This window comes from Duganella sp. Root336D2, assembly GCF_001425005.1.
GTDB lineage: Bacteria > Pseudomonadota > Gammaproteobacteria > Burkholderiales > Burkholderiaceae_D > Rugamonas.
The window spans coordinates 250,200-262,313 of the sequence record NZ_LMDB01000039.1; the positions used below are offsets into that span (position 1 = coordinate 250,200).

Here is a 12,114-nt window from a genome sequence, read left to right on the forward strand (position 1 = left end):
GTCTTTTTTCTGAAACTTGGTCGGAGTACAAGGATTCGAACCTTGGACCCTCTGCTCCCAAAGCAGATGCGCTACCGGGCTGCGCTACACTCCGAAGAAGCAAGATAATACAAGCTGGGCGGGGGGTCGTCAACCCCCAATTTAAAAGTTGGAGAATTTTGATGCCTTACCGAACGCCGAGGTGGCGGATTGCAGCCGGTATCGTTATTTCTTTGTTACTGCACTTGGCAGTAGTGGTTTTCGTGCGGCCGCCCGAACCGCGCAATGTGGCCGATTCGCGTTCCTGGCTGACGAAGGTAGAAGTGAGGATCGTGGCGCCAACGCCGCCGCCTGAGCCCGCACCGGAGATCGAGCGCAAGCCAGAGCGCATTGCGCTCGCCGAACCGCGCCGCCAGCCGCGTCGGGCCGAGCCGCACAAGAATGCATCGAAAGAGGAGGCAACGATGGCTGTCGAGCCGGCCCGCGAATCCACGCTGGTTTTGCGTCCCGCCGAACCGGGGGCAACGACGCATTTCGACCGCGAAGCCGCCAAGGCCGCCGCCCGCGACATTGCAGGCGAGCTGGAATCGGCCCCACTCAAAATGCGTGAAACGCGAGACGAAAAGCTGGCCCGCCGAATCCAGGACGCCGCCCGCCCCAACTGCAAGGACGGCATCCCCGGCGGCCTGCTGGCCCCGCTCTACCTGATGATGGACAAGAAAGACAGCGGCTGCAAATGGTAAATGTCCACTTTCGTTCCTGACCCCGAGGTGGACATTTACTGCTTGAGCTCGAGGGCGCGGTCGTAGAGGGCGTTCTTTTTCTTGCCGGTGATCTGGGCGGCGAGGGCGGCGGCTTGTTTTACGGGCAACTCGGCGAGCAGGATTTGCAGGATGCGGTCGGTTTCGCCGTCGTGGCCTGCTTCGGCTGGCGGGGCGCCTTCGACCAGTACCACGAACTCGCCTTTTTCATGGTTGGTGTCGGATTTCAGCCACGCGACGGCTTCGCCCAGCGGGCAGCGGTGGATTTGCTCGAACAACTTGGTCACCTCGCGGGCGAATACCACCTGGCGCTGGGCGCCGAAGGCGTCGGCCAAGGCTTGGGCGCACTCGACAATACGGTGCGGGGCTTCGTAGAACACCAGCGTGGCCGGCGCGGCGGCCAATCCCTGCAACACGCCTTCGCGCTGCTTGGACTTCGATGGCAAAAAACCCACAAAGTGGAACTGGTCATTTACCAGGCCGCTGGCCGACAGCGCTGCCACGGCTGCCGAGGCGCCAGGCAGGGGAATCACCCGCAAGCCGGCGGTGCGCACCGCGTCCACAATGCGGGCGCCAGGGTCGGAGACTGCCGGGGTGCCGGCATCCGACACCAGGGCAATACGCTCGCCGGCCTGCAGGCGCACGATCAGGCCTGCGGCCGCTTCGCGTTCATTGTGCATATGGGCGGCGATCAGGGGCTTGTGCAGGCCGAAGCGGTTCATCAGTTGCGCGGTGTTGCGCGTATCTTCGCAGGCGACCGCGTCAACCAGCGACAACACATGCAAGGCGCGCAGGCTAATGTCAGTCACATTGCCGATTGGCGTGGCCACCACGTATAGAGTTGCCGTGGGATAATTTTGGTGGGCGGTCTCGCCGAGGATTGCTAAACTGGCGAGAGGAGTGGAATCTTGTGCTGTCATTGGGGGAAGGATGCTGTTTAAAAATATCAAAAATCTGATACTTGGCGTTGCCACGGCCATGCTGGCCAGCGCTTGTAGCACTCCGTGCGACGCGCCCGGGGGATTGTGCGCGCCAATCACTTCGGTGACAAGTGCACCGCCTGCCGTTGCCAAGGCGCCGCGGCCGAAACCGCCGGCGCCGCCGCCTGAGCCGGAGGCGGTGGTCGAGACCTTCTCCGTGCCTTCGCCGGACGAGGTGGCGCGCCCGCCAAGCATCATGCAGGTCGTCCCGCAGCCTGCGGAAAAGGCTGACGGCCAGCGGGCTTACCGCATTGCGCTGCTGCTGCCGCTGCGTTCGGAGGCGCTGGGCCGTGCCGCCGATGCCTTGCGCGCCGGCTTCATGGCGGCGCTGGAGCGCGACAGCCATGGCTTTGAGATCAATGTGGTGGAAACCGGCGACTCGCCGCAAGACGTGCTGTCCGCCTACGTAACGGCCCAGGAAAAGAACGATATGGTGGTCGGTCCCCTGGCCCGCTCCGCTGTTACGGCAATTGCCTCCAGCCCGCTGGTGGAGAAGCCGACCATCGCGCTGAACCACCCGGAACTGCGCGGCGATCCGCAGATCCCACCCCAGATGCTGGTGGTCGGACTGTCGATCGAAGATGAGGCACGCCAGGTGGCCGAGTGGGGCGCCCGCGAAAATCCTTCGGCCAGGGCGCTGGTTATTTCGGGTAATTCGTCCTGGCAGAAGCGCATCGCCGGCGCCATGTCGGCGCAATTGCAGCGCCTCGGCCTGCGTCCGCGCAACGTAGACCTGACGCCGCTCAACGGCTACCTGCAGGATTCCGAACTGGTGGCCCTGCGCGGCCGCCTGCAAAGCGAGCCGGCCGGCGTGCTGTTCGCCGCGCTGGACCCGGACCAGGTGCGCCAGCTCAAGATCGCGCTGTCGGCGCCGCCGCTGGGCGATATCCCGGTATACGGCACATCGTCCCTGAATCCTGGCCGCAGCATGTACCGCGCCGGGCCCGAGCTGGACGGCGTGCGCCTGCTCGACCTGCCATGGCTGGTGCAGCGCGACCATCCGGCAGTGATGACCTATCCGCAGCCGATTCCGCGCGATGAAGCGCGCATCAGCGCCGACATGGAGCGCGTCTATGCGCTGGGCATCGACGCCTTCCGCATCGCCCGTGAAATCGCCATCCAGCCGCAGCGCCGCTTCCAGCTCGATGGCGTGACCGGCCAGTTGACCATCGACTTCGGCACCGGGCCGTCGTGGTTCGAGCGGGCCGAAGTGCCGGCCGAGTATCACAACGGCGTGCCGGTCCCGGTCGGCCAATAGGGAGAAACCATGCCCCGCACCGAACTCCAGGAGATCGGCCGGGGCGGCGAAGACCGGGCCCTGGCTTACCTCCAGCAGCAGGGGCTCAAGCTGGTCGAGCGCAATTTCCTCTGCAAGACCGGGGAGCTGGACCTGGTCATGCGCGATGGCGAGCACCTGGTGTTCATTGAGGTCCGGGAGCGCAACAATCCCCATTTCGGCGGTGCTGCCGCCAGCATTTCCCCCGCCAAGCAGCGCCGCGTCCTGCGGGCCGCGAAGTTTTACCTGCTGCGTTTTGTCAAAATGCCACCATGCCGGATCGACGTGGTGGCCATCGACGGCGAGCACATAAGTTGGCTGCGCAACGCTATCATTGATCAAATGTAAGCATTTTTAACAGCGCTTGTGAGGCCGGCCAAGCCACTGCACTATAATTACGCACACTATGACCAATCAACGCATCCTCTCGCACTTCCACGAAAGTGCCGAAATCAAGATCCAGTCCGCAACCGTCCTGGCGCAGCCTATCGCGCAAGCTGTGGACCTGATGTTCTCCGCCCTCTCGAACGGCAACAAGATCCTGGCTTGCGGTAATGGTGGCTCGGCGGCTGACGCCCAGCACTTCGCCGCGGAGCTGGTCGGCCGTTTCGAGCGTGAGCGCTTCCCGCTGCCGGCCATTTCGCTGGCAACCGACACTTCCATCCTGACCGCTGTGGCCAACGACTACAGCTACCGCGAGATCTTCTCCAAGCAGGTGCAGGCGTTCGGCCAGGCTGGCGACATCCTGCTGGCGATTTCCACTTCGGGCAATTCGGCCAACGTGATGGCGGCGATCGAAGCGGCGCTGGAACGCGAGATGCGCGTAGTGGCACTGACCGGCAAAGGCGGCGGCGCAATCGGCAAGATGCTGACCGACGCCGACGTGCATATCTGCGTGCCGGCAGACCGTACCGCCCGTATCCAGGAAGTCCACCTGGTAACCATCCATTGCATTTGCGACGGCATCGACGTCGCCCTGTTCGGAGGAGATGTAAATGAATAAAGCCCGTCCACTTTCGCTGGCCATCGTGGCCGCGGTCCTGGCGAGCACCACCCTGTCCGCTTGCGTTCCGGTCGTTGTTGCCGGCGGCGCAGTTGCAGGTACCCTGGCGGCATCCGACCGCCGCACGCTTGGCGCCCAGACGGAAGACAAGTCGATCGTTGTAAAGGCCGAAGTGAAGATGCCTAACATCGCCGGCAAGAGCTCCCACGTCAACGTGAACAGCTTCAACCGCCGCGTGCTGCTGACCGGCGAAGTGCCGGACGATGAAACCAAGGCCAAGGTGGAGCGCGAAGTGCGCGCTATCGAAGGCGTCATGAACATCACCAATGAACTGGAAGTTGGCTTCTCGTCCAGCTACACCTCCCGTTCCAGCGACGCGCTGATCACCTCCAAGGTCAAACTGAGCCTGGCGGACGCCAAGGATATCTCGGCCAACTCCTTCAAGGTAATCACCGAAAAAGGCGCCGTGTTCCTGATGGGCCGCGTCACCCAGCGTGAAGGCGCTCAGGCGGCCGATATCGCGCGCGGCGTTGCCGGCGTGACCAAGGTCGTCAAGGTGTTCGAGTACATCTCCGAGGACGACGTGAAGCAATACCAGCCATCCCAGCAAGCTTCGCAGGGCTGATCATGTCGTCCGGCTCCAAGGTGTGGCTCAAACCGGCGATTGCGCTTGCCGTTATCGCCGGTATCGGCTTCACGGCTTACCAGTCGCTGAACAGGCACCAATCCGCGCCTGCCGTCACCTTCCTCGGCATCAAAGGGGAAAAGATCACACCTGAGAGCCTGAAGGGCAAAGTCGTGATGGTCAATTTCTGGGCCACCTCGTGCACCACCTGCGTGGCCGAGATGCCGGAAATGGTCGAAACGTACAACAAGTACAAGGGCCAGGGCCTGGAATTCGTCGCCGTGGCGATGAAGTACGACGCGCCCAATTACGTAGTCAATTTCACCGAAACCCGCCAACTGCCTTTCAAAGTGGCGCTGGACGTGACCGGCGATGCCGCCAAAGCCTATGGCGACGTTTCAATGACGCCGACTACCTTCGTCATCGACAAGGACGGCAACATCATCAAGCGCTACGTGGGCAAGCCGGAATTCCCGGCCCTCCACGCGCTGCTCGAAAAAGCCCTGAAGGGCTGATCGCCTAAAAAGCGACTTGCGCGGACAGGTAAGCGCCGCGCTGGGTTTTCGGGTTGAAGACCGTAATCGTTCCCAGGTCCGCATACGCCGCCGTCAGCGAGAACTGGCGGCTCGGCAGCCATGCCAGGAAAATATCCTTGTAGGCTTTCTCGTTATCTACGCTGAGATTGTGCGGTTTGCGGCGGTACTCCGCGCCAAGCACCAGCTTGCGCGTCAGCAGGTAGCCGATAGACAGCTCGGGCATGAGCTTGCGGCTGCTTTCCTTGTCGCCGCCAAATCCCAATAGCCCCATCTGGTTGGCGCGCGTGCTGCGCAGGGTGGCGTTCACCAGCAGGCTCTGTTCAAACATGATCTTCGTGGCGGTGACGTAGAAGTCCGTGCCGCGTTCGGACCTGGCGCCGAGCTGCTTGACGCTGCTGACACCGAGTGCAGCGAGGCCGGCAACACCCTTGTTTTTCTTGTATTGCAGCCCGATGGCGATTTGCGGCAGCCAGCTATCCTGCTCATAGACAGCGTCGCCTGCCACGCGCAGCTTGACCCCGACGATGTCCTGCTTGATGCGCAGCTGGTCGAGCGGCGCAAGGTCGCCTTCGAAATCCTGGCGGGCGAGCGAGATTTCGACACGGTCGCCAATGCCGGCGGCCAAGCCATAGCTGAGCAGCTTGTAGTCTTGTGTGGAAAGGTGCGTGGCGAAAGCGCTGGCGCCCCAGCTATCACGCGTGCCGTAGCCGGTAATCATCGCCCACGGTACGACGCCGCCACCGGCGCTGCCTTCCACCATACTGGCGCCGCCGGTGGCGATGAATTTGCCCTGATCCGGCTTTGCTTGCGGCGCGCCGCCGCCGGCAGTCACGATATCGCGGTGCATGGGCGCCAGCTTTGCGACCAGCCGGTTCGACACGCTGGCCGGGACATTGTTGCGTTCCATGGCAATTTGCAGGTCTTCCGTCAGCGCGTTGAAATGCTTGTCGTTGAGCTTCAAATCTTCGTGCGCCGCCTTCATGTCGCGGTTCTTGCCATGCCCCGTGAACTTGCATGGACCGCCGGACAACTCGCAGACCTGGTCGGCCAGCCGCGCCTTGGTTTGCGGGATATCGAAGCCTTCGAAGGTTTCCTTGATGCGTTCATCGGCCAGCACAATGTCGAACATTGTGTCGACGATGCGTTTGATCCCCGCATCGCCGCCAAGCCCGCGATAGAGGCTGCCATCCTGCGCCTGCGCAGCCGAAGCGGCCACCAGCAAACCTGCACCAAGGAGTTTTCGCATATTAGCCTTTGGGGTAAAGGATCATCTGTGTGCAGCGAAACAGGGCAATGGCTTTGCCGGTCGCCTTGTTGGTGACTGTCGCGTCCCACACCTGGGTGGTGCGGCCGCCATGCACCATGCGGGCAGCAACGGCGATCGTACCTTCGCGGGCGGTCCCAAGGTGGTTCGACTTCAACTCGATCGTGGTGAAATTCTGGGCCCCTTCCGGCAGGTTGGCAATACAACCGAAACCGCAGGCCGTGTCGGCCAGGGTAACGACCGTACCGGCGTGCAGGTAGCCGTTGGGCGCCAGGTGGTGCTGGACGATGTCGATTTCGGCCTGCAATTCGCCTTCGGCGGCGCCGGTAACGCGTACGCCAAGGTGGCCGGTCAGGTTGTTGTGAGTGAGCTGGTTGAGTTTTTCGAGGTCGAATTTCATCGGGCTAGTCTCCGTTTACAGATGAAGAATCATAACAGCGCGAAACAGGGTATGCTTACGCATGCGCGACCCGCCCCACAAGGGCCCGGTCTGCAGGCAAGACCAGAAGCTCACAAGGTGGATTCAACCGATTAACTTACGGAGAATTTCCTATGAACGAACGAGAGCAACTGTCTGCCATCGTGCAGCGCATGGAAGTGAAGCTGGCGCAGGGCCACCAGGATGACTGGGCCCGCCTGCTGCACCGCGCACGCACGCTGAGCGCCTTCGATTGCTCGGCTGCCAAGGGCGAGATCCTGCACTATTTCGGCGGCGCCGGCTCCATCAGCGATCTTCAGCTCGACGAAGAATTCAGCGCCCTGCGCACCCAGCTCTACACCCTCTGCTACGGCAAGCGCACTACGCATTGAAGCCCTGCAGCGCTGGGTGGTCGCCGGCCATTCGCTTGGCGGCGCGGCTGGCCCATGACGCGCCGGCTTTGCCGGCGGCGCTGGTATTGGCTGGCACTACCCATCGCAAGCAGCAGGATCTTTCCGGCCTGCGCATCCCCGTGACCAAGGTGTTCGCAAATAACGATGGCGTGGCACGCATCGCCGATGTGAGGCGCAACACGGCTTTGCCGCCGCCGCACACACGCTGGATGGAAATCAAGGGCGGTAACCATTCGCAGTTCGGCCACTACGGGCACCAGCCGTTGGATGGCAATCCGGCTGTCAGCCGTGAAGCGCAGCAGGCTGTCGTCACGCAAGCCTTGCTCGCGGCACTCAAGCCCAGTTGATCGTCGTTTTGCCCTGCTGCGCCAGATAGGTGTTGGCGCGCGAAAAGGGGCGGCTGCCGAAGAAGCCTTTGTGCGCCGAGAACGGAGACGGGTGGGGCGAGGTGATGACCATGTGCTTGCGCGCATCGATCAGGGCGCGCTTGGCGATGGCGTAGCTGCCCCACAGGATGAATACCAGGCCTTCGCGCCCGGCGGACAGGCGCTTGATGGCGCTGTCGGTAAAGTTCTCCCAGCCCTTGCCTGCATGCGAGCCGGCTTCGCGGGCGCGCACCGTCAGCACGCTGTTCAACAGGAATACGCCTTGCCCGGCCCAGTCGGACAGGTCGGTGCGCTGGCGCGCTACGCCAAGGTCGGATTGCAGTTCCTGGAAGATGTTCTGCAGGCTCGGTTGCGGACGGTTGCCGTCGGGGACCGAGAAGCAGAAGCCCATCGCAGCACCCGGGGTGTGGTAAGGGTCCTGTCCGAGGATCACGACTTTCACGTCATCGAACGGCGTCAGGTCGAAGGCGCGGAAGATGTTGCGCCCGGCTGGGAAGCATTGGCGTTCGGCGTATTCCGCGCGCACGAAGCCAGTCAGCGCTTGCCAGTACGGCTGCGTGAACTCGTCTTCCAGTTGGGTTTTCCAGCTTGGTTCGATGCGAACTGTCATATCGAAATCTTATCATTCCACCGCAGGCCTATACTGGGCCAATGAACATCCGTCGCAAAGCCAGGTTTGGCGAGGCATTCGAGGCGATCGTATTCGATTGCCTGACGCAGGTGCGCGATAACGTTGCCGGCGTCCTGGCAAGCGACGTCGAGAGCCTGCACCAGATGCGCGTCGGGGTGCGGCGCTTGCGCGCACTGTTATCGGGCGTCCAATCCTGGGACGCCATGCCTGACGGGACTGCGGGCAAACTGCGCTGGCTCGGGCAGGAGTTTGGCCGAGCGCGCAACTGGGATGTATTCGTGGCGTCGACCTTGCCCGCTTTGGGCGGCGCGTCGCAACCAGTGCTGTCGGTCGCGCGCGAACAGGCGGCGCAGCAGCATAAACACGTACGCCAACTCCTCGAAGGGCCACGCTATCGCTCGTTGATGGACGAACTGGCCTTGTGGCGCGGCGATCGCCTGTGGCGTGACCCGGCACGCATCCAACCATGGGACAAGGATGCGCGCAAAGTGGCGCGGGCGCTGGTGCGGCGGGCGCGCGTCGCGGTTGCGAAGCGTGTTCGCCAACTGGACGTGCGACGCCCCGCGAGCCTGCACCGGCTGCGGATCGCGGTGAAGAAGGAGCGCTATATGCGTGAATTCTTCGGCGTGGCGGCACGTTCGGAAGTGCTGTCCCGTGCGCAGGATTTACTGGGCAAGCTGAATGACGGCCGCATCGCGCGCGACCTGCTGCAATCCTTGCAGGACCAACTGCCCGCCAATGCGGCGGAACTATCGTTTATGAAAGGCTTGCTTGCTGGGCGGCAGGAGCATGCCCTGCCGGAGGCGATCCGCTTCGCCCGCCGCAGGCTTTAGTCGTCGAGGCCCTTGCCGGCCAGGATCTGCGGCACGCATTTCTCGACGCGCGATTCGCGTGTCTTGGCCTGTTTGGCGGAGGAGAAGTGCAGCAGGTAGCCGCGCTGGCGGCCCGGGGTCAACGCGTAAAAGGCTTCCGCCAAAGCCGGATGATCATCAAGCTTTTGCAGGAATTCGTCGGCCATTGGGAAATCACTGGTGTCTTTGAATTCAACCTTGGCGCCGGATTTTTCGACGCGGATCGCCTCTTCGACATAGGCTTTGATGATCTTCGCCTGCTTCTTGATTTCGGCGAGTCCGGTGAAGCGCAGTTGGCGCCCGGCCTGCACGTTCGCGGTCTGCTGCACCAGGATGTTTTCCGGGTCCTGCATCAGCGAGCCCTTGAAGAACAGGAGCGCGCAGTATTCCTTGAAGCCATGGATCAGGACCACGTTCTGGTCATTGTAGGTAAAGCATGCGCAACCCCATTTGGTCTCCTCGTTCAGATGCGTGGAAAGAACGATCTTGCGCAGTGCTTCGAATTCCTCATGCCATTTATGCTCAGCCATTCCTGCCTCCTATTATTATCAGGTCGGCAATATACTACTTCAGAATGGCTGAATCAGCTCAGGCCTGTTCCAGTACGTTATGCGCCTGCACGTCGGCGTGGTACGAGGAACGCACCATGGCGCCAACTGCGGCGTGGGCGAAGCCCATTTTGTATGCCTCTTCTTCGAACATCTTGAACACGTCCGGGTGCACGTAACGGCGCACCGGCAGGTGGCTGTTGGACGGCGCCAGGTACTGGCCGATGGTCAGCATGTCGATGTCATGCGCACGCATGTCGCGCATCACTTCCAGGATCTCTTCGTCGGTCTCGCCCAGGCCGACCATCAGGCCGGACTTGGTCTTGACGTGCGGGTAGCGTGCCTTGAAGTCTTTCAGCAGGGTCAGCGAGTGCTGGTAGTCGGCGCCTGGGCGGGCTTCCTTGTACAGGCGAGGCACGGTTTCCAGGTTGTGGTTCATCACGTCCGGCAGGCCGTCGGCGAAGATGTCCAGCGCCTTTTCCAGGCGGCCGCGGAAATCGGGCACCAGCACTTCAACCTGGGTCTTGGGCGACAGTTCCTTGGTCTTGGTGATGCACTCTACGAAATGGCCGGCACCGCCGTCGCGCAGGTCGTCGCGGTCCACCGAGGTGATCACCACGTAGGACAGGCGCAGCTTGGCAATGGTGTTTGCCAGATTTTGCGGTTCGTTCACGTCCAGCGGGTCGGGACGGCCGTGGCCCACGTCGCAGAACGGGCAGCGGCGGGTGCACTTGTCACCCATGATCATGAAGGTAGCAGTACCCTTGCCGAAGCATTCGCCGATATTCGGGCAGCTCGCTTCTTCGCAGACGGTCACCAGCTTGTTCTCGCGCAGGATGTCCTTGATCTCGTAGAAGCGGGTCGATGCCGATGCGGCTTTGACGCGGATCCAGTCCGGCTTCTTCAGGCGTTCGGCCTGTTCGATCGGGATGATCTTGATCGGGATGCGGGAGGTCTTGTCGGCGCCTTTTTGCTTGTCGCTTGGGTTGTAAGTCATCTGCTTGCTTTCAAGTTAATTCAGGTTCGGCCACCTGCAGCTGGTTGACCAGCTCGTTGGCCAGGGCCTGCTGGACATCGGCCAGCGGGACATCCACGCCCATCGAGCGCATGTCGATGGTTTCCAGGCCTGCGTAACCGCAGGGATTGATCCAGGTGAAGGGGGCCAGGTCCATGCCCACGTTCAGCGATACGCCGTGGTAGGTGCAGCCATTGCCGCGCACCTTCAAGCCGAGGGCGGCGATCTTGGCGCCTTTTTTCGGGCCGTTGGCGATGTAGATGCCGGGCGCACCTTCGATGCGCTCACCGGCGAGATTATACGCGGCCAGCACATGGATGATCGCTTCTTCGATCTTGTTGACGAACTGGCGGGCGTACAGCTTGCCGCCTTTCTTGTTGCGACGCAGGTCCATCATCAGGTAGATCACGACCTGGCCGGGACCATGGAAAGTCACTTCGCCGCCGCGATCCGTTTGCACGGTCGGGATGGCGGTGGCGCCGGCCAGCAGGTGGCCGCGGTCGGCGCCCAGGCCCAGCGTATAGACGGGCGGATGCTCGACGATCCACAGTTCGTCGGGCGTATCTTCCTGGCGCGCGTCGGTGAAGGCGCGCATCGCTGCGAAAGTTGGCTCGTATTCGGCTTGGCCGAGATGGCGGATCACCGCCGGCTGGATAGGCATAGGGCTACAGGTCGGGAAAAGCCCCGCCATTATACCGGCCTCGCCCTTTCACTGCTTAATGACTAAGCAGTTTTATGCCGATTTCCTTAAGCTGGCATCAGGTTGATGTTCTTTAGCCAATCTTGCAAAGACTCCCGCTGCCATTGGTGCGCAACGTAATCCTTGAGCTTTTGCGGCACCGGGTCACCGTTCATCACCAGGCGGCTCAGCATGATGGCCAGGTCGGTATCGGCGATGCACCAGCGGCCGAACAGGTAGGGGCCGTCGATCACATGTTCGGCCAGGTGTACCAGCTTATCCGCCGCCGCCTGGGCGGCGGGGGACAGCGGCTGTTCGGCGCGGCGGTAGAACACCTTGTAGGTGCTGCGCTCTTCCCTCAGCGCGCCCAGGTCGCTGCGCACCCAGGCCTGGATCTGGCGGGCGACGGCGCGTTTCTGGGGCAGCACCGGGTACAGGGCACGGTGCTGGGGGGCTGGGAACATCTCGTCCAGGTATTCGGTGATGGCGCTGGACTCGGTCAGCATGAAGTCGTTGTGCACCAGGCAGGGTACGCGGCCAGTCAGGGCCTTGCCGGTATAGGACAGTTCCTTGTTCTTGCCGGCCTCCAGGTCCACGGTCTCGAGTTCGAAATCGAGGCCTTTTTCGCGCAGGGCGACGAAGGCGGAAATGGCGTAGGGGCTGGTGAACTGGCTGTCCACATACAGTTTGAGGCTCATGGCGGGGCTCCGGCTTGGTTAGGTTTATTCACATGGTATGCCTTGCTTCAC

General features: G+C 62.2%; 17 protein-coding genes and 1 tRNA gene. 9 read left to right on the top strand and 9 right to left on the bottom strand.

The window, feature by feature from the left end; genetic code table 11:
• Positions 1-17 precede the first annotated feature (17 nt).
• Positions 18-94 (bottom strand) — tRNA-Pro (locus ASD07_RS29175).
• A gap of 148 nt (positions 95-242) precedes the next feature.
• Here ASD07_RS29175 and ASD07_RS29180 point away from each other — a divergent pair.
• Entirely contained in the window at positions 243-722 is a 480-nt protein-coding gene (locus ASD07_RS29180; protein ID WP_229207324.1) for a hypothetical protein, read from the top strand.
• Between the two features lie 35 nt (positions 723-757).
• On the opposite strand, the gene rsmI is transcribed toward ASD07_RS29180, so the two are convergent.
• Entirely contained in the window at positions 758-1,660 is a 903-nt protein-coding gene (gene rsmI / locus ASD07_RS29185) for a 16S rRNA (cytidine(1402)-2'-O)-methyltransferase (protein ID WP_055939187.1), read from the bottom strand.
• A 124-nt stretch (positions 1,661-1,784) separates the two neighbouring features.
• On the opposite strand from rsmI, the gene ASD07_RS29190 reads away from it, so the two are divergent.
• Genes ASD07_RS29190 through ASD07_RS29210 form a run of 5 tightly spaced genes read left to right on the top strand, consistent with a single transcriptional unit; the run spans position 1,785 to position 5,139 of the window.
• On the top strand, positions 1,785-2,978 hold the full coding sequence (locus ASD07_RS29190) for a penicillin-binding protein activator (protein ID WP_229207325.1): 1,194 nt from the start codon (positions 1,785-1,787) through the stop codon (positions 2,976-2,978).
• A gap of 9 nt (positions 2,979-2,987) precedes the next feature.
• Entirely contained in the window at positions 2,988-3,344 is a 357-nt protein-coding gene (locus ASD07_RS29195) for a YraN family protein (protein ID WP_055939190.1), read from the top strand.
• Positions 3,345-3,402: 58 nt separating this feature from the next.
• A complete protein-coding gene (locus tag ASD07_RS29200; RefSeq protein WP_055939195.1) occupies positions 3,403-3,999 on the top strand; it encodes a phosphoheptose isomerase in 597 nt (198 codons plus the stop codon).
• Positions 3,992-4,624, top strand: coding sequence for a BON domain-containing protein (locus ASD07_RS29205; RefSeq protein ID WP_055939199.1), 633 nt, complete (start codon positions 3,992-3,994; stop codon positions 4,622-4,624). Before ASD07_RS29200 ends, ASD07_RS29205 begins: the two co-directional genes overlap by 8 nt.
• 2 nt (positions 4,625-4,626) lie before the next feature.
• The gene (locus ASD07_RS29210; RefSeq protein WP_055939202.1) at positions 4,627-5,139 is read left to right on the top strand and encodes a TlpA disulfide reductase family protein; all 513 of its coding nucleotides are present in this window, start codon (positions 4,627-4,629) and stop codon (positions 5,137-5,139) included.
• Between the two features lie 4 nt (positions 5,140-5,143).
• Here the strand turns inward: ASD07_RS29210 and ASD07_RS29215 are convergent, their stop codons facing one another.
• Positions 5,144-6,406, bottom strand: coding sequence for a DUF3034 family protein (locus ASD07_RS29215; RefSeq protein ID WP_307145625.1), 1,263 nt, complete (start codon positions 6,404-6,406; stop codon positions 5,144-5,146).
• A gap of 1 nt (position 6,407) precedes the next feature.
• The gene (locus tag ASD07_RS29220) at positions 6,408-6,824 is read right to left on the bottom strand and encodes a PaaI family thioesterase (RefSeq protein WP_055939206.1); all 417 of its coding nucleotides are present in this window, start codon (positions 6,822-6,824) and stop codon (positions 6,408-6,410) included.
• A gap of 152 nt (positions 6,825-6,976) precedes the next feature.
• On the opposite strand from ASD07_RS29220, the gene ASD07_RS31315 reads away from it, so the two are divergent.
• Positions 6,977-7,234 carry a hypothetical protein gene (locus tag ASD07_RS31315; RefSeq protein WP_055939209.1) on the top strand — a complete coding sequence of 86 codons (258 nt, stop codon included), beginning with the start codon at positions 6,977-6,979 and terminating at the stop codon, positions 7,232-7,234.
• Positions 7,231-7,602, top strand: a complete 372-nt coding sequence (locus tag ASD07_RS30550; RefSeq protein ID WP_162246610.1) for an alpha/beta hydrolase — start codon at positions 7,231-7,233, stop codon at positions 7,600-7,602. The genes ASD07_RS31315 and ASD07_RS30550 overlap by 4 nt, the downstream gene beginning before the upstream one ends.
• Here the strand turns inward: ASD07_RS30550 and ASD07_RS29235 are convergent.
• Positions 7,589-8,251, bottom strand: coding sequence for a uracil-DNA glycosylase (locus ASD07_RS29235; protein ID WP_055939213.1), 663 nt, complete (start codon positions 8,249-8,251; stop codon positions 7,589-7,591). The two genes, ASD07_RS30550 and ASD07_RS29235, sit on opposite strands and share 14 nt — an antisense overlap.
• Before the next feature lie 41 nt (positions 8,252-8,292).
• Here ASD07_RS29235 and ASD07_RS29240 point away from each other — a divergent pair, with 41 nt between their 5' ends.
• Positions 8,293-9,105: a CHAD domain-containing protein gene (locus ASD07_RS29240; protein ID WP_055939216.1), complete on the top strand. Its 813-nt coding sequence runs from the start codon at positions 8,293-8,295 to the stop codon at positions 9,103-9,105.
• On the opposite strand, the gene ASD07_RS29245 is transcribed toward ASD07_RS29240, so the two are convergent.
• The 4 genes from ASD07_RS29245 to yfcF form a co-directional block, all read right to left on the bottom strand.
• Entirely contained in the window at positions 9,102-9,653 is a 552-nt protein-coding gene (locus tag ASD07_RS29245) for a YdeI family protein (RefSeq protein WP_055939219.1), read from the bottom strand. The genes ASD07_RS29240 and ASD07_RS29245 overlap by 4 nt on opposite strands.
• Positions 9,654-9,711: 58 nt before the next feature.
• Complete coding sequence (gene lipA / locus ASD07_RS29250; RefSeq protein ID WP_055939221.1) at positions 9,712-10,668, bottom strand: lipoyl synthase; 957 nt, start codon at positions 10,666-10,668, stop codon at positions 9,712-9,714.
• Between the two features lie 10 nt (positions 10,669-10,678).
• The gene (gene lipB / locus ASD07_RS29255) at positions 10,679-11,347 is read right to left on the bottom strand and encodes a lipoyl(octanoyl) transferase LipB (protein WP_055939224.1); all 669 of its coding nucleotides are present in this window, start codon (positions 11,345-11,347) and stop codon (positions 10,679-10,681) included.
• Positions 11,348-11,433: 86 nt separating this feature from the next.
• Positions 11,434-12,063 (bottom strand): glutathione transferase, encoded by a 630-nt coding sequence (gene yfcF, locus ASD07_RS29260; protein WP_055939227.1) that lies wholly within the window; start codon positions 12,061-12,063, stop codon positions 11,434-11,436.
• Positions 12,064-12,114: the final 51 nt, after the last annotated feature.